Source organism: Pantoea sp. GW821-FHT03E06 (assembly GCF_059420725.1).
Genome location: NZ_JBWKUG010000002.1, coordinates 230142 through 246010 on the forward strand (window position 1 = coordinate 230142; position 15869 = coordinate 246010).

General features: G+C 52.1%; 16 protein-coding genes. 12 read left to right on the plus strand and 4 right to left on the minus strand.

The genetic code is table 11. From position 1 onward, the window contains the following. Nucleotides 1–9: 9 nt before the first annotated feature. Complete coding sequence (locus AC07WB_RS20600; protein WP_494941196.1) at nt 10–1632, minus strand: TIGR04028 family ABC transporter substrate-binding protein; 1623 nt, start codon at nt 1630–1632, stop codon at nt 10–12. 499 nt (nt 1633–2131) lie between these two features. Between AC07WB_RS20600 and AC07WB_RS20605 the strand changes: the two genes are divergently transcribed. Next, nucleotides 2132–2950, plus strand: a complete 819-nt coding sequence (locus tag AC07WB_RS20605) for a DUF4225 domain-containing protein (RefSeq protein WP_494941197.1) — start codon at nt 2132–2134, stop codon at nt 2948–2950. Here AC07WB_RS20605 and AC07WB_RS20610 read toward each other — a convergent pair. Together AC07WB_RS20610 and AC07WB_RS20615 are read right to left on the minus strand one after the other, a co-directional pair. After that, nucleotides 2947–3261 (minus strand): hypothetical protein, encoded by a 315-nt coding sequence (locus AC07WB_RS20610; RefSeq protein ID WP_097097786.1) that lies wholly within the window; start codon nt 3259–3261, stop codon nt 2947–2949. The genes AC07WB_RS20605 and AC07WB_RS20610 overlap by 4 nt on opposite strands. Nucleotides 3262–3526: 265 nt before the next feature. Then, nucleotides 3527–3841: a hypothetical protein gene (locus tag AC07WB_RS20615; protein ID WP_494941198.1), complete on the minus strand. Its 315-nt coding sequence runs from the start codon at nt 3839–3841 to the stop codon at nt 3527–3529. Between the two features lie 582 nt (nt 3842–4423). Between AC07WB_RS20615 and AC07WB_RS20620 the strand changes: the two genes are divergently transcribed. The 11 genes from AC07WB_RS20620 to AC07WB_RS20670 all read left to right on the plus strand — a co-directional run bounded on the left by AC07WB_RS20620 (nt 4424) and on the right by AC07WB_RS20670 (nt 14416). Beyond that, nucleotides 4424–5419, plus strand: coding sequence for an MsnO8 family LLM class oxidoreductase (locus AC07WB_RS20620; protein ID WP_494941199.1), 996 nt, complete (start codon nt 4424–4426; stop codon nt 5417–5419). A gap of 22 nt (nt 5420–5441) precedes the next feature. Next, complete coding sequence (locus AC07WB_RS20625) at nt 5442–6599, plus strand: amidohydrolase (RefSeq protein ID WP_494941200.1); 1158 nt, start codon at nt 5442–5444, stop codon at nt 6597–6599. 82 nt (nt 6600–6681) lie between these two features. Next, nucleotides 6682–7995: an LLM class flavin-dependent oxidoreductase gene (locus tag AC07WB_RS20630; RefSeq protein WP_494941201.1), complete on the plus strand. Its 1314-nt coding sequence runs from the start codon at nt 6682–6684 to the stop codon at nt 7993–7995. A 16-nt stretch (nt 7996–8011) separates the two neighbouring features. Then, nucleotides 8012–8944, plus strand: a complete 933-nt coding sequence (locus AC07WB_RS20635; protein ID WP_097097791.1) for an ABC transporter substrate-binding protein — start codon at nt 8012–8014, stop codon at nt 8942–8944. A 9-nt stretch (nt 8945–8953) separates the two neighbouring features. Further along, nucleotides 8954–9466: a GNAT family N-acetyltransferase gene (locus AC07WB_RS20640; RefSeq protein WP_400457883.1), complete on the plus strand. Its 513-nt coding sequence runs from the start codon at nt 8954–8956 to the stop codon at nt 9464–9466. A gap of 9 nt (nt 9467–9475) precedes the next feature. After that, nucleotides 9476–10399 carry an amino acid ABC transporter permease gene (locus AC07WB_RS20645; protein WP_097097793.1) on the plus strand — a complete coding sequence of 308 codons (924 nt, stop codon included), beginning with the start codon at nt 9476–9478 and terminating at the stop codon, nt 10397–10399. Next, nucleotides 10383–11180: an amino acid ABC transporter ATP-binding protein gene (locus AC07WB_RS20650; RefSeq protein WP_097097794.1), complete on the plus strand. Its 798-nt coding sequence runs from the start codon at nt 10383–10385 to the stop codon at nt 11178–11180. Before AC07WB_RS20645 ends, AC07WB_RS20650 begins: the two co-directional genes overlap by 17 nt. Then, the gene (locus AC07WB_RS20655) at nt 11180–12085 is read left to right on the plus strand and encodes an ABC transporter substrate-binding protein (RefSeq protein WP_494941202.1); all 906 of its coding nucleotides are present in this window, start codon (nt 11180–11182) and stop codon (nt 12083–12085) included. The genes AC07WB_RS20650 and AC07WB_RS20655 overlap by 1 nt, the downstream gene beginning before the upstream one ends. Nucleotides 12086–12628: 543 nt before the next feature. Continuing rightward, nucleotides 12629–13189, plus strand: coding sequence for a non-canonical purine NTP pyrophosphatase (locus AC07WB_RS20660; RefSeq protein WP_009128449.1), 561 nt, complete (start codon nt 12629–12631; stop codon nt 13187–13189). Further along, nucleotides 13186–13980, plus strand: a complete 795-nt coding sequence (locus AC07WB_RS20665) for an SIR2 family protein (protein WP_008108794.1) — start codon at nt 13186–13188, stop codon at nt 13978–13980. The genes AC07WB_RS20660 and AC07WB_RS20665 overlap by 4 nt, the downstream gene beginning before the upstream one ends. Before the next feature lie 73 nt (nt 13981–14053). Then, a complete protein-coding gene (locus tag AC07WB_RS20670; RefSeq protein ID WP_494941203.1) occupies nt 14054–14416 on the plus strand; it encodes a YebG family protein in 363 nt (120 codons plus the stop codon). Nucleotides 14417–14518: 102 nt separating this feature from the next. Here AC07WB_RS20670 and AC07WB_RS20675 read toward each other — a convergent pair whose 3' ends face one another. Next, nucleotides 14519–15625: a Fic family protein gene (locus AC07WB_RS20675; RefSeq protein ID WP_494941446.1), complete on the minus strand. Its 1107-nt coding sequence runs from the start codon at nt 15623–15625 to the stop codon at nt 14519–14521. Nucleotides 15626–15869 lie beyond the last annotated feature (244 nt).

Consider the following 15869-nt stretch of genomic DNA (forward strand, 5'->3'; position numbering starts at 1 on the left):
TAGCCTGCCTTAATGTTTTTCCAGCCACGCGCCGTAGAACGACGGTCGACCTACGGCCTCAAAATCGATGCCTTTTAGCCATGGCGCACCGGCAAAGACCTGTGGCTCTTCAAAAATCGGAATGACATAGGCCTGTTCGAGCAGATAACGCTGCGCATCGCCGGTCACCGCCAGACGCTTGGCCGGATCGACCTCAGAGGAGATGCTCAGCAATAGCGTATTGAGCTTGTCGTCGCGGAAGTTCTGCACCTTGTCGCTGGAGCCGCCTTTCTGCAGCAGCGCATCGCGGTTAGTCGGGTAGAACTGGCTTTTCACCACGTCGGGATCGGCGCGGCCCACTTCTGATACCACCAGCGGGGTTTTCAGCGGATCGAGGTTATCCAGCACGCGGCTACCGGCATCACCGGCTTTAACCGCCAGCGCTACGCCCACCTGACGCCACTGCTGTGCCACCAGCTGCAGCACTTCTTTGTTTTGCGGCTGCGGCAAGGATTCATAAACCGCTAGCGCCAGCTTCTTGCCATCCTTCTCGCGAATGCCGTCGCTGCCCGGTTTCCAACCCGCTTCATCCAGCAGCTTTTTCGCCAGCGTAGGATCATATTTCAGTTTGTCGGACAGATTGACGTAACCGGCCGCCGAGGTGGCGATCACCGAGGTGGCCTGCGGGTAGTTCGGCGAGAACAGGGTTTGCACCACCTGCTGCGCGTTGGTGGCGTGCAATAGCGCCTGACGCACTTTCACATCGCTGACCAGCGGGTTATCCGGGCGGAAGCTGATGCTGTCGTTGACGCCGCGCGTAGGCGCAGCATAAATCGGGAAGTTTTGCTGCTGCGCCTGCTTCTCGTCATAGGCTTGTACCTGACGGATAAAGTCGGCCTGACCGGCCAGCAGTGCGCCAATGCGTACGCTGTCTTCCGGCGTGACGATGAACTTGATGCCGTCGAGATTCGCTGGCCCTTGCTGCGCGAGGTTTTTCGGGCCCCACTGGTAATCTTTGCGAGTGGTTAAATCGACTTCGCGCCCGAGTTTTTCATCGCTGACCACAAACGGCCCGGAGCCAATGATATGGCGCGCATCGCCTAGCTGATCGAAGCTACGCTGCAGAGTGCTGAGGGAAACAAGACCGGATCCAATGGTCGCCGTGCCCTGCAAAAACCCTGGGGACGGTTTTTTGAAATAGAATTTCACCGTTAGCGGATCAATAACCTCACTGCGATCGTAATTATTAATCACTTCAGAAACCGGCAAGCGCTGGGCTTTATTTCCCAGCCCGTAGGTATCAAAGTTTTTCGCTACCGCGTTCGCATCTAATGGCGTGCCATCAGAAAACGTCACGCCGGGACGAATTTTAAAGGTGTATTCGGTTTTATCAGCGTTGCTACTCCAGCTTTCGGCAATCCACGGCTCAACCTGCAAGGTTTTGGGATTTTGCCACGTCAGCTTATCGGTGATTTGATTCAGAATACCGCCATTAGGATAAAAACCACCGGCAGGCGGATAGAGATTGGTATGCGCCTGCTGTTCAAGATAAATCAGTGTGCCGCCTTTGACCGGCGTATCCGCCGCGTGGGCGCTAAAAATCCCTGATAGCAGGGCTAAACTTAGCGCCTGCAAGTGAAATTGCTTAGTCATGGTGTTTCCCTTTTTTATCAATAGCCCGACGGGCGGTTTTCATCATCAAATGCTGCACCCGCGAGTTGAACCAATGAATTGCACTAAGCTTTGCCGAAAATGATAAATAGATAGAAAGTCACATCGTAAGGCGTAATGTAGCAACACGATTCAGTACACGTGATAAGTGAAGCTCTGCGCATATTCTGATCGGTTTGTATGAAGAGACTGATTTTGCGTTAATTTGAACATGTATAGTGATTAAGGCTGGGAAAGTAATAAGGGAAAATTCAATTATGATGTAATGTCCCGGTTAAATTACTTTCATATTCAATGAGACGGTAGTTATCTTTTATAAGCTTAGCTGAACATAACTTTGAGTCGTGGCTGAGGTTAGTATCCCTTAGTAAAGCGACTAGCAGCTATCATTATTTAGTGAGCGATAAAGTTTATTTAATTAATGGCTTTGAATGCCTAGGTCTTAAATGTTGTGTTGATTTTATAATGTATAGGGGTAAGTATGGACTCATTATTGATTAATATGATGCACTCGGGTGGAAGAAACAGACTTTGGGCTGAGACAATGCTTAATCAGGAAGCCAGAATATTAATCCAGACAGCTAATTCACTTTCATCTAATCATCTTCAGGATGCTATGACTCGTTTGAACTTTGTTCAAGAAATAAAAAGTTTAATCGAAGAGCAGTTTTCAATAGCTAGCAGAGCAGAATCTGATGAAGAGTGTCTCGCATGCATAAAAAAACTAAGAGAAGAGAACGTAAGTCTTGAAGAGCAGGGGCGTATGCTGCGTATGGAGACTGCAAAAATTTATGCTAAAGTTGAAGTTATTCGTGAAAATAATAAAGTGGTTGGATATGTCATTTCTGCAGTTCATATTGTTATTTCTGGAGTTGCTCTATTTGGTGGAATGATAATGATGTCGACAATGACACCAATCGGCGTGCTTGCAGGGGCAATTCTTTTTGTAGATGGTATAAATGGTATAACAAAGGAAGTTAATAATCTTTATTATAGTGAAAATCCGGACTCTGAAGGAATCGTTGCAAATGCAGCTATGGATACTGCCAGTTTTATGGGGTTTAAGCCTGAGTCTGGTTTGGCATTTTATAATGCTATCTCATTGGGTGCTAGTGCATACAGTATTTTTGGGTTAACAAGAAGAACAGAAGCGTGGCGTCTTTTTAGATGGCTTCCTCGTGATTATTATAGAAAAGTAGACACCATGAGTAAACCAAAGTTAACGATGAAGATTGTTGGTTATGGTATAAAAGCAAAAGTAATATATGACCTAATTAGCACTGAGAGGTCGGTTGATTAGTTTCGGGATTTTTTTAAATGACGCCAGGATTTATAGGCTAAAATTGGTGGTTGAGAAAGCGCTGCCACCACTATACCGCAGGATATTCCTATAGAACCTGAAAAGATACTTTCTTTCGACCCGAAAATAAATAATAGTATAAGAGCAGTAAGGCAACAAAAAACAACAAAGATAAATATAGAGAAACGTTTCGCAAGATCTCTGATGGCTTCATCAATTGAACCGCCATAGCTATCAATGTTGTTTTTTATTTTTATCATGTCTGAATGGCTAAAGCCTGACTCTAATAGTTTTTTTTCGCTCACGCCCATAGTATTATTGCCTTTAATTTTAAAAAAAACACTGCATCACGATAAGATTATACAGTATAAAAACAAAATGTCTTATCAATAAAGATATTTTGAATGATGTTTTTACTCTTAGTTATGTCTGCATGTCTAATCTAATTTCTCAAACGGTTAACATTAATTGCTGGTGATGGCCTTGCTGTAAATTCAGTATATGGGGATTCTCAGTAACCTATTATTTTTCTTAAAGGATCTAAAAATGTTAAAAAATGGAAGTTATTCAAGATTATTATTTTATATGCTTGTACTTTGAAAAGGTTTTAAAGCCTAATTTTAAAGGAAAAAACACTTCAGCCATTATAAATAAAAAAATCAATGGGATGCCGATTACAACCATGTTGTAGTCTCCCTTGAAAAAGCACCAGGCACAAAAAGTAGTGACTAGTAATCTTATAAAAATTCCTCCAATGAATCTTGCTCTCAAATCCTTAATAATTTCAATTATTGTTAGTTGCTCTTTTTCCGCCCAGTAAGCAATGAAATTTATTTCTTTTGTTGTGAATCCAGCATTAATTAATCGCTTTTTAATTAATAAGTCATCCATTTCTATCATGCTCCTGCCAAGTGACCTCACATCATAACCATTTTCATTTTACAACAACATAATTATGAAAGGGTTTTGTGAAAAATATCACCGATTAAAATTTGACTCTGTTCTTAAAGCTACCTCTCAGACAATAATAAGTATTATATCATCATCAAATAAGTACATTCCTCTTGCTTTATGATTTTAATTGCTTCCTTACTGTCGCAATCTGCTGCGGCTTTTATCAGAGCTCTTCATTGGCGTAATGTTCGCTTTCAGCCATGCGCTGCGCGGGAGTTTGCTGGAAATTCACTTAGCTATGCCGAAAAAAAGCAAAGCCCTGCGCAGGTACACGATATAGCAGGAAAGCCGTTATGTTCTCGTGCTAAACGAGGAAGTGCCGGGATCACGCAACCCACATGCTGTAGCGATGCTATTTGTCGCGCAATAAATTACGCCGCTATAAATGTTAGGTAGTTATTATTTGTCATTAACGCTATTTCTATTTTTCATATTCTCTATCTCGGATTTGTTGTTTTACGAAATAGCGATTACCACACCAAACTACTCGTCATATTCACTACAAAAAGGATAAGGCGCATGTCATACCGACTGAGTTTGCTGGATAAATCGCCGATTGCCGATGGAGAGACGGCCAGTCACGCGCTACATCGCACTTTACAGTTAGCGCAGCAGGCGGAAGCCTGGGGCTATCACCGCTTTTGGTTAGCGGAACATCATAATACCGATCGTCTGGCGAGCCCTTCGCCGGAACTGCTGATCGCCTGGATTATCGGCCAGACCCAGCATATCCGCGTCGGCTCCGGCGGCGTGATGCTGCAGCATTACAGTCCCTACAAAGTGGCGGAAAACTTCAACTTATTAGCCTCGCTGGCTCCGGGTCGTATTGATATCGGCGTCGGTAAAGCGCCGGGTGGCTTGCCGCTCTCCACGCGGGCGCTGCAGCTCGGCGTCCATCTGCAGGAGAAAGGCAGCTTCGCGGAGCAGCTGACGCTGCTGGATAGCTGGCTGCAGGTGCCACCGGTGGGAGATGAAGAGATTCTGCGCGCTACGCCGCAGCCGCCGCGTCCGGCGAACCGTTTTCTGTTAGGTGCAAGCGAAGAGAGCGCCAAACTGGCAGCTGAACTCGGCTGGCAGCTGGTGTTCGCTGCGCATCATAACGGCGATCCACAGCTGATGGAGAAAGTCCTCAATAGCTATCGTCAGCACAGCAATGGCCAGCGTGCATTGGTGGCGGTGCAGGTGGTGGTGGCGGATTCGCCGGCGGAAGCCGATCTGCTGGTGGACAACCTGCGCGTCTATCACGTCAGCGTGAAAGATGGCCCCAGCGTTAACGTCGGCAGCGTCGAGCAGGCGGAGCGCTATGTGCGTCAGGGCGGCTACAGCGATTACGTGATTGAACCACGTACGCCTTCGCTGCTGAAAGGCACCGCCGCGCAGGTACATGCCAAGCTGGATGCGCTCCATCAGAACTTTGGCATTGAAGAGTTCGTGATTGATACGCCGGTGGCTGAAGAGCATGCGCGCATGAAATCACTCGAACTGTTAGCCACGCACCGTTTAGTGACGGCATGATTCGCCGATTCCGGAGGCAGGTATGACGCAATTTAGCGAACATCAGCTGATCGACTGGCGGCGCGAGCTGCACAGCTGGCCGGAATTATCCGGTCGCGAAGTCGAAACCACTGCACGCCTGCGCCGCTGGTTACAGGACGCCGGTTTGCGTCTGCTGGACTACCCGCTGGAAACCGGCGTAGTGGTAGAAGTGGGACGCGGCGACACGCTGATTGCGCTGCGTGCCGATATCGATGCATTACCTATCCATGAAGCCACCGGACTTACTTACCGTTCGCGCAACAGCGGCGTGATGCATGCCTGCGGCCACGACGTGCACAGCGCCGTCATGCTAGGTGCGGCATTACAACTGAAAGCGATTGAAGATCAGTTGCCAGGCCGCATCCGTATTCTGTTTCAACCGGCGGAAGAGAACGCTACCGGTGCACGCCAATTAATTAACGCGGGCGTTTTGGATGGCGTACAGGCGATTTTCGGTATGCATAACGAACCCGGTTTACCGACCGGCACCTTCGCCACGCGCGGCGGCGCGTTTTATGCCAATGCGGATAAATTTATTGTACGCGTGGCCGGTAAAGGCGCGCATGCGGCGCACCCGGAAGAGGGCGTTGATAGCATTGTGGTCGCCAGCCAGATCATTCAGGCGCTGCAATCGTTGACCAGCCGCAGCTTCAATACGCTGGACAGCTTAGTGCTGAGCGTTACGCGCATCGACGCTGGTAAAACCTGGAATGTGTTGCCCGGTGAGGCCGAATTTGGCGGCACGGTGCGCACCCATGATAAACAGGTACGCGCCGAGCTCGAGCAGCGCGCCCGCACGCTGGTGGAGAACATCGCGGCAGCCAACGGCGCCAGCGCCACCTTTAGCTGGCATCCTGGTCCACCGGTGCTGGAGAACGATGCGCGCTGGGCGCAGTTTGCCAGCCACGTGGCGCAGCAAGTCGGTTACCGCGTGCAAACCGCCGAGCTGCATCTTGGCGGTGAAGATTTTGCCTACTACTTACAGCAGATCCCCGGCGCGTTTGTCAGCATTGGCAGCGCCAGCGAGTTTGGTCTGCATCATGGCGGCTTCAACCCTGATGAAGCGCTGATCGCCCCCGCTGCACACTACTTCACGCAACTGGCTCAACAGGCGTTGCAGCACCTCAATGCGCGATGTCGCGACGCCATTCTGAACTAGATCGCTTCACTGATTTAATCCCGGTTCTGCACGGCGACACGATGTCGCCGTCAGGCTGCGCCTTGGTACAAGAGAGAACATTATGACTGCAAGACAACTGCGATTGGGCACTATTCTGCATGGCGCATCTGGCAATATGTCCGCGTGGCGTCATCCGGCGGCGCTGGCAGATGCCAGTATCAATTTTGACTATGCCAAACACATCGCGCGCAAGGCGGAAGCGGGCAAGCTGGATTTCCTGTTTGTCGCCGATGGTCTGTTTATTAACGAAAAATCGATCCCGCATTTCCTTAACCGCTTTGAGCCGCTGACGCTGCTGTCGGCGCTGGCGGGTGTCACGGAGCATCTCGGGTTGGTTGGCACCGTTTCCACTTCGTACAGCGAACCTTTCACCGTGGCGCGTCAGTTTGCCAGCCTCGATCATCTGAGCGGCGGTCGCGCTGGCTGGAACGTGGTGACTTCACCGCTGGAAGGATCGGCGAAAAACTTTTCACGTCAGCAGCATCCGGAACATGCGCTGCGCTATCGCATTGCCGATGAGTATCTGCAAGTGGTGAAAGGGCTGTGGGATTCGTGGGAAAGCGATGCCTTCGTGCGTAATAAGGAGAGCGGCCAGTTCTTTGATGCCAGCAAACTGCACACCTTGAATCACCACGGCGATTTCTTCCAGGTACAGGGGCCGCTGAACATCGAACGCACGCCGCAAGGTCGTCCGGTGGTGTTTCAGGCGGGTGCATCGGAAGATGGTAAAAAGCTGGCGGCGCGTCATGCCGATGCCATTTTTACTCATCAGCCGACACGCGAAGAAGCGCAGGCATTCTATCGCGATGTGAAAAAGCAGCTGGTGGCGAATGGTCGCGAGCCGGGCGATTTGCACATCTTCCAGGGCGTGGGCGTGATTGTGGGCGACAGCGCGGAAGATGTGGAGCAGCAGTACCAAACCACCGCGGCGCTGGTTTCCATCAAGGATGCGCTCAACTATCTTGGCCGCTTCTTCGATCACCACGACTTCTCGCAATATCCGCTAGACGAACCGTTCCCGGAACTCGGCGATATCGGTCAGAACAGCTTCCGCAGCACCACCGACGAAATCAAACGCAAAGCGCGCGAGCACGGTCATACGCTGCGCCAGGCCGCGTTAGAGGCCGTGACGCCGCGTCCACTGTTTCACGGTACGCCGGAGCAGGTTGCCGACGGTTTGCAGCTGTGGTTTGAGAGTGAAGCCACCGATGGCTTCATCATTCAGGGCGGCACGCCCGACACCTTCGAACGCTTTGTCGATCGCGTGGTACCAATTCTGCAAGCGCGCGGCTTAACCCGCACGGAATATCCCGGCACCACGCTGCGCGCCAGCTTTGGCCTGAAAGATCCGCTTAACCAGTTCACACAACAATAAGAGTCGAGAAAACGCTATGCAGAAGAAATCCCTTATCGCGCTGCTGCTGCTGGGTATGAGCAGCGCCGTGTTTGCCGAGGATGTGGCGGTTAACGGTCAGAATGTCAGTGTGGAAGCCAACAAAACGCCGATCAATACCGCGAAGAATGACGCCGCTGTGGCGCAGATTCCGGCCGGACATCGCTTCGCGGTGCCAGGTTCATTCACTGTGGCCGTCGCCGCGCTCAACTCGCCGCCGCTAACGGTATTCAGCGATGACAACAAAACTCTGCTCGGCAGCGAAGTGGATATCGCCCGCTTAGTCGCCGATAGCCTGGGGTTAAAACTCAACGTGGTGCCCACCTCGTGGGAAGACTGGCCGCTGGGTGTGGCATCGGGCAAATACGATGCGGCGATCAGTAACGTGACCGTCACCAAAGCGCGTAAAGAGCGCTTCGATTTCGCCACCTACCGCAAAGATTCGCTCGGCTTTTACGTCAAATCCACCAGCCCAATCAAGGCGATTACCAAAGCAGAAGATATCGCCGGACTGCGCATTATCGTCGGCTCGGGCACCAATCAGGAGTCAATCCTGTTGGCCTGGGATAAAGAGAATCAAGCCAAAGGGCTGAAGCCGTTTACGCCGGTGTATACCAAAGATGATGCAGCACAAACGCTGGCGCTGCAGTCGGGTCGTGCGGATGCCTTTTTCGGTCCGAACGTGATCGGTGCGTGGAAAGCGGCGCTGACTAAGCAGACGCGTTTGGTGGGTAGCGTTGATGGCGGTTGGCCAAAAGCGGCGCATATCGCGGTGACGGTGAAGAAAGATGGCGGGCTGGTACAGCCGATCAACACCGCATTGAACGGCGTGATCAAGAACGGTGATTACGACAAGGTGCTGAAGCGTTGGGGTGAAGGCGTGGAACGCATCGACAGTTCCGAAATCAATCCTGCTGGATTGGGCGATTAAGGAGGCCGCATGAGCGAGCAATTTTTCCGTGAAGTGTCGCCAGAAGCGCCTGAACTGCAGCCCATCCTCACTGGACTGTTCGGCGAATACGCCGCGCGCTACGGCGATTTCTTCACCAACCAAAAAGAGGTTGAGTTAACCGAATGGTATCTGCCGCCGCGCGGGCTGTTTATCGTGCTGGAACGCGACGGCGAAATTATCGCCATGGGCGCGTATAAACCTTACGACGCGGTCACCGCCGAGTTTAAGCGCATCTGGACACGCGGCGATCTGCGTCGTCAGGGATTGGCGTTGCTGATTCTGCAGGAGCTTGAGCGGCGTGCGCTGCGCGCCGGTTATCAGCGCGTGTTTCTCACTACCGGCTTCCGTCAGCCGGAGGCGGTGAAATTGTATATCGGTCACGGTTACCAGCCGCAGTTTGCGCTGCTGGAGGATATGGAAGTCTATAGCCGCCCGCCACACGATGGACGCTTGCGCTTCCTGAAAGTCATTGATGTGCATAGCGTGGCGCAGGCCAGCTAAGGAGTAACAATGAGCGATCAACAACGTTTAACCGTGGTGCCGGCGCGTTATCCGGCACGGACCGTCGGCGCGATTGTCGCGCTGTTTATTCTGGCAAGCGTGATCGATTCCGTTGCCTTTAACCCGCGCTGGGAATGGGGCGTGTTCGCCAAATGGTTTTTTGATCCGGTGATTCTCAGCGGATTGGGGCAAACCCTGCTGCTGACGCTGTTCGGCACCCTTCTCAGTCTGATCTTTGGCGGCCTGCTGGCGCTGGCGCGGCTTTCGTCATCGTGGCTGCTGAGCACGCTGGCGTTCGGCTATATCTGGCTGTTTCGCTCGCTGCCGCTGATTGTGGTGCTGATCATCCTGTACAACTTCTCCTATCTGTACGACACGCTGTCGCTCGGGATTCCGTTCACCGCGCTGTCGTGGGGCCATTTCCAGACCATCAACGTGCTCGGCCAGTTTCCGGCGGCGGTGATTGGGTTGACGCTGGTGCAGAGCGCCTACAGCGCCGAGATCATTCGCGGCGGCTTTTTGGGCGTCGACCACGGTCAGTTTGAAGCGGCTTCGGCGCTGGGCTTATCATCCTCTCGTCGTACGTTTCGCATCATTCTGCCGCAGGCGCTGCGCGCGATCATTCCTACCACGTTTAACGAAATTATCAGCCTCGCCAAAGGCACCTCAATGGTGTACGTGCTGGCGATGCCCGAGCTGTTTTACACCATCCAGATGATTTACAACCGCACGCAGCAGGTGATTCCGCTGCTGATGGTGGGTGCCGCCTGGTATCTGATTATCACCACCGTGCTGTCACTGCTGCAGCACAGCGTTGAGCGCTGGCTGGCGCGCAGCGTCACGCGTGAACCGCAGCCGTCGCGCTGGCGTCAATGGCGTAACCGCAGCGCCAAACCTGCAACCGAGGAGCTCTCCCATGTCCGAAGCCATTGATTACCGCAAGAATCTGCATGCCGCAGGCGCGATTAGCATTACCGGCGTGAGCAAGTCGTTCGGCAAGCTAAAAGCGCTGGATGATGTGTCATTAGAGCTGGAACCGGGATCGGTCACGGTGATCCTCGGGCCATCTGGTTCGGGTAAATCGACGCTGCTGCGCACCATTAACCATCTGGAGCGTGTCGATGAAGGCTATATTCAGATCGATGGCGACTACATCGGATATCAGCGGCGCGGCGACAAGCTGTATGAGCTGAAGGAAAAGGCGATTCTGCGCCAGCGTATCAACGTTGGCTACGTGTTCCAGAACTTCAACTTGTTCCCGCATCTGACGGTGCTGGAAAATCTGATTGAAGCGCCAATTGCGCATCGTCAGCTGTCGCGGCGTGAAGCTATCGACCGGGCGGGCGATCTGCTGGATGTGGTGGGACTGCGCCACAAAGCCGATGCCTGGCCGCGCCATTTGTCGGGCGGGCAGCAGCAGCGTATCGCCATTGCGCGGGCGCTGATGCTCAACCCGCGCGTGATGCTATTTGATGAACCGACATCGGCGCTCGACCCCGAGCTGGTGGGCGAAGTGCTGGACGTGATCAAGAAGCTGGCGCGTTCCGGCACCACGCTGGTGATTGTGACGCATGAAGTTGGCTTTGCGCGTGAAGTGGCCGATAACGTGGTGTTTATGGTCGACGGCCGCATTGTTGAGCAGGGCAGCAGCCATCAGGTACTGAATCAGCCGCGTCATGAGCGCACTAAACGTTTTCTGGCGCGGGTACTTTAATGGAACGAGTCATTATTACAGCGTTACTGACACTGATGTTGGCAACGCCGGTTATTGCCGCTGAGACATTGGATGCAAAGAATAACGAAGCGCCAATTAATATTGCTGCCAATCCGCAGGCGATTGCCAAAATTCCGGCGGGATTTCATTTCGTCAATCCCGGTTATTTAACCGTCGCGACGTCGGCCAATAATTCACCGCCGATCGGTTTGTGGGCTACGGATAATAAGACGCTGATTGGCAGCGACCCGGATATTGCGCGTCTGCTGGCGGATAGCCTTGGTCTGAAGCTAAAACTGGTGCCGGCGGCGTGGGAAGATTGGCCGCTGGGCATTACCGCTGGTCGTTATGATGTGGCGATGTTCAATATTGCGGTGACCGAGGAGCGTAAGAAGAAGTTCGATTTCGCTACCTATCGCGCAGATAACCACGCTTTCGCAGTTAAAACGGATAGCCCAATCAGCGCCATTAAAGGACGGGAAGATGTGGCGGGTAAACGCATCATCGTCGGTTCCGGTACCAATCAGGAGCGTATTTTACTGAGTTGGGATGAGAAGAACCGTGCACAAGGTTTAGCGCCGGTGCAGCCGATTTATCTCAACGATGATGCTGCTGCTACGCTGGCGCTGCTTTCGGGGCGGGCCGATATGTCGTTTGGTCCGCAGGCTATGGCGGCATGGAAAGTGGCTTCTCGTGGGCAAACTAAAATCGTCGGCCACGGCCCGTTCCGCGCGTGGGTGGCAGTCACCACCAAGAAAGGCAATGGCTTAGATGAGGCGTTGCAGCAAGCCATTAACGGCGCGATTGCCAGCGGCCAGTACAAACAGGTGCTGGCGCGCTGGGGTGAACAGGAGGAAGCGGTAGAAACATCTCAAGTCAATCCACCGGGCATTGTTTATCAGTAATTGTTTTAATCGCTCTCATTTTGCGAGAAAGCTCACGATGTAAAAGTCGTGGGCTTTTTTGTTTTATTTAGGTGGCTGCGAATTTAATGGCGGCATTTAATAAGTGATTGCGCTTGGTCGTATTTTTTAATTTCCACTTCTTATGGCAAACGCTAATTTTTTTTAAGAATCGCTGTGCCACGATACTGATGGTTTTGGGCGAGTGCTGTTTTGATTAGTATGCATTGTACCGGTCGCCATTAATGGCGACCCTACGAGTTCGTAGGGTGCGCATTTATGCGCACCTGGGAAATAAATCCTTTAGCAGGCTGCTTCCAGCGCAATAGGACTTCGAAACCGATCGGCTTTTTATCGCTGTCGACCTGAGATCTTGCTTAAACAGGATGATTGCTGACGTAACATCAACGCCGATCCCACGGTTTACGTAATGAGATATTTGTATTAGAGATTGTTTCTACCCAGTTAACCCTGCACGCGTTAGAATGAAAGCATAACCAATAGGCTGTCTCAGAACGTAAATTCACTCTTAACTTACTGATTGCAATGAAAATACGATTCCTGTCCGCAAATGAGCTAAAGCTGGCCGAGGTGCGTACCATCCTTGAGCCGGTGGGCGTTGAGGTTCTTCCTATCGCACGCCGTATTGAAGAGATCCAGACGGAAAATGAAGTTGAATTGGTGCGCGATAAGCTCACTAAGGCGTTCTCGATTATTGGTCGCCCGCTATTTGTTGAGCATACCGGACTGTATCTGGACGGCTTAAATGGCTTACCGGCCGGGCTGACACGCATCTTCTGGAGCCGTCTCAATGCCGAGCGGTTTACCAAACTGGTGAATGGGTTGGACAGTCCCTGCGTCACGGCAAAAACCGTACTGGGCTACTGTGACGGACAAAAAATGTATCAGTTTGAAGGTGAGCTGCGCGGCACTATTGCCACCAAGCCTGCCGGTCCGCAAGAGTTTCAGTGGGACTGCGTATTTATCCCGGAAGGCCACACGCAAACCTTTGCCGAAATGGGCGAATTGAAAAATGAGATCTCCATGCGCCGCCTGGCGCTGGATCGCTTCGCTACCTTCTTGAAAACATCGCGGGGACTGGCATGAAACCGGAGCTCAAACGCGCCTACGACGCCGGTAAACTGATCCTGTTTGCGGGTGCAGGTATCTCGCGCAATCTTGGCCTGCCGGAGTGGCATGAGTTGATTGCCCATCTGGCTAAAGAGCTGGGTTACGATCCGAAGATCTTCAATACTTACGGCACGCATCTGTCGCTAGCGGAATATTATAAGCAGCGTAAAGGTTCGCTTGGGCCGCTGCGCAGCTGGATGGATCGCGAATGGCATCGTCCGGATATCGACGTACGCAGTTCTGAAATTCACACCATGATCACTCAGGGCAATTTCTCACGCATCTATACCACCAATTATGACCGCTGGCTGGAGATGGCGCATGAAGCGCATAACGTGCCCTATAGCAAGGTAGCCAATGCCGCAGACCTGGTGTCATTGACCGAAGATAAACGCCATATCATTAAGCTGCATGGCGATTTCGATGACGATACGTCGATAGTTTTAGATGAGAGCAGCTACTTTGAGCGCCTCTATTTCGACTCTCCGCTCGATATCAAATTGACGCACGACGTGATGGGCAACTCGGTATTGTTTGTGGGCTACAGCATCAGTGATTTTAACATCCGTCTGTTATTCTACCGCCTGACCAAAATGTGGGGACGCACCGGCCTGGCCACTGCACGTCCTAAGTCTTATCTTTTTACCAACCGTAATAATCCGGTAGCGAAAGAGGTGCTGGGGCAGTGGGGCATTGAAATGATCGTTTCTGAAGAGGACGATCCGCGCAAAGCGCTGGCGCTATTTCTGGAAGAATTACTGGCTTAAGGGCAGAAAGTCATTGCCTTGCAAAGTTTCATGAGAATATACTGTATATAAATACAGTCAATCGAGGTGCATCATGGCAGTCGAAACCAAATATGTTGTAGTCAGAAAGGGTGAAGAGAAGATGACGTTTGCCAATAAAAAAGACGCGGATGCCTGGGACAAAATGCTGGATATGGCAGACGCTTTCACCGATTGGCTGCAGCAGCATCAGCCAGCGCTGGATGAAGCGCAGGCCGAAGCATTGGGTCTTCTGTTGGCTGAACAGAAAGACGCTGTGCAGCATATCTTGCGTACCAGCAAGCTCCCGGACGTGGTGAAGCGTGATGCGGCGGAAGCTGTGGACCCGGCTGAAGTTACTGACGCGTCTGTGGAACCGGATGCTGAAACAGCAGCGACAGCGCCGGAAAAGAAAGTCCGCGCGGTTAAAGCAGCCTGATAACGACGCTGCCGGCTGGTCGCCATGAATGGCGACCCTACGACATCACACGGTTCTTCGTAGGGTGCGCATTCATGCGCACCATGTTGCAACCGGCGCGTTTTAACGTTTGATCTGGTAGCGGGTGCTGCGCCCGCCGCCGGGTAATTTCTCCAGACAGCCTTTCATCACTAATTCCGCTAAATGGCGCGTCGCCGTGGCTTTACTCACTTTCGCCACCTTCTGATACTGACCGGCGCTGATGCCGTCGCTAAAGCCCTGTTCACCGCCATCCAGCAAACGATTCAATACGCGGGTTTGTTCCGCACTTAGCTCGGCCGCATTGTGCATCAACCAGAAGCGTGCTTTATTTTGTGTGCGCGTAACGGCCTCCAGCGCTTGCTCCAGGCTGTCATTCAGCACATCGAAAAACCACAGCAGCCAGGCCGTAACGTCCAGTTCACCACGCTGCGTCTCCTGCAGGATGCGGTAATAATCTGCACGTCGCGCCAGAATCGATGCCGACATGGCATACAAACGGATGCTTTGGCTATCGGCCTGTGCCAGTGCCAGGTCGGTCAAGGCGCGGGTGATACGTCCGTTGCCATCATCAAACGGGTGCAGCGTGACAAACCACAGGTGGCAAAGCGCGGCGCGTAGCAGCGGATCAAGTAGGGGATCTTCGCGGCTATGATTAAACCAGCGGACAAATTCTTTGAGCTGCGCTTCCAAACCGGCGCGCGGTGGCGCTTCGAAATGCACTGTTGGTCGATCGATACGGCCCGAAACCACCTGCATCGGCTCTTCACCGCGCAGCGTTCCGACATTCAATCGCTTGAACGTCCATTCACTTGCGGGGAACAACCAGCGATGCCACTGGCACAAACGTGGCAGCGTGAGCGCTTCATCGCGCTGGCTGATGGCGTCCATCATCATGGTTGCCAATCCTTCTGAACGTTCGGAAACCGGATAAGGTTGGTTAAGCGAAACGCCTAAACGGCGCGCAAGAGACGATCTTACCGACTGCGCATTGACGCGTTCATCTTCAATCGCTGAGGATGCCAGGATGTTACTCAGCAGCGTATCCAGCGTCTGTTGATCGCTATTATCTTGCACGCTGGCACGCCCCAGTAATACGCCACGCTGCTGCTGCAGCTGGCGCAAACGTGGCAATAATTTTTCATCCTGCCAGCGGAACTGCGGCCAGTCAGGCTGCTGCCAAATCCACATCATGAAGTTGCTCCGGAGTCGCATGAGTTGAATAGCGATGCTATTCGGCTCAGTTAGTGAGCTGAATAATAGCCTGTAATCGGCTCATTAACCAGAAGGAAAGGAGCGGGTTGGTGATGAGAGAGAATCAGTAATTACAAAAATTTCGGCAAAAGTAATATCGGTGACGCGCTATTCAAATTTATCCCGGAAACTATAGGGAAATTAAGCGGATAAAAAGTGCCGAATCGCACGCGTATTTACC

Coding starts and splice junctions, on each gene's coding strand:
- AC07WB_RS20670 (WP_494941203.1), top strand. CDS start 14,054: ATGGCAGTCGAAACCAAATATGTTGTAGTCAGAAAGGGTGAAGAGAAG.
- AC07WB_RS20675 (WP_494941446.1), bottom strand. CDS start 15,625: ATGTGGATTTGGCAGCAGCCTGACTGGCCGCAGTTCCGCTGGCAGGAT.
- AC07WB_RS20650 (WP_097097794.1), top strand. CDS start 10,383: ATGTCCGAAGCCATTGATTACCGCAAGAATCTGCATGCCGCAGGCGCG.
- AC07WB_RS20640 (WP_400457883.1), top strand. CDS start 8,954: ATGAGCGAGCAATTTTTCCGTGAAGTGTCGCCAGAAGCGCCTGAACTG.
- AC07WB_RS20665 (WP_008108794.1), top strand. CDS start 13,186: ATGAAACCGGAGCTCAAACGCGCCTACGACGCCGGTAAACTGATCCTG.
- AC07WB_RS20645 (WP_097097793.1), top strand. CDS start 9,476: ATGAGCGATCAACAACGTTTAACCGTGGTGCCGGCGCGTTATCCGGCA.
- AC07WB_RS20610 (WP_097097786.1), bottom strand. CDS start 3,261: ATGGGCGTGAGCGAAAAAAAACTATTAGAGTCAGGCTTTAGCCATTCA.
- AC07WB_RS20660 (WP_009128449.1), top strand. CDS start 12,629: ATGAAAATACGATTCCTGTCCGCAAATGAGCTAAAGCTGGCCGAGGTG.
- AC07WB_RS20600 (WP_494941196.1), bottom strand. CDS start 1,632: ATGACTAAGCAATTTCACTTGCAGGCGCTAAGTTTAGCCCTGCTATCA.
- AC07WB_RS20615 (WP_494941198.1), bottom strand. CDS start 3,841: ATGGATGACTTATTAATTAAAAAGCGATTAATTAATGCTGGATTCACA.
- AC07WB_RS20625 (WP_494941200.1), top strand. CDS start 5,442: ATGACGCAATTTAGCGAACATCAGCTGATCGACTGGCGGCGCGAGCTG.
- AC07WB_RS20655 (WP_494941202.1), top strand. CDS start 11,180: ATGGAACGAGTCATTATTACAGCGTTACTGACACTGATGTTGGCAACG.
- AC07WB_RS20630 (WP_494941201.1), top strand. CDS start 6,682: ATGACTGCAAGACAACTGCGATTGGGCACTATTCTGCATGGCGCATCT.
- AC07WB_RS20605 (WP_494941197.1), top strand. CDS start 2,132: ATGGACTCATTATTGATTAATATGATGCACTCGGGTGGAAGAAACAGA.
- AC07WB_RS20635 (WP_097097791.1), top strand. CDS start 8,012: ATGCAGAAGAAATCCCTTATCGCGCTGCTGCTGCTGGGTATGAGCAGC.
- AC07WB_RS20620 (WP_494941199.1), top strand. CDS start 4,424: ATGTCATACCGACTGAGTTTGCTGGATAAATCGCCGATTGCCGATGGA.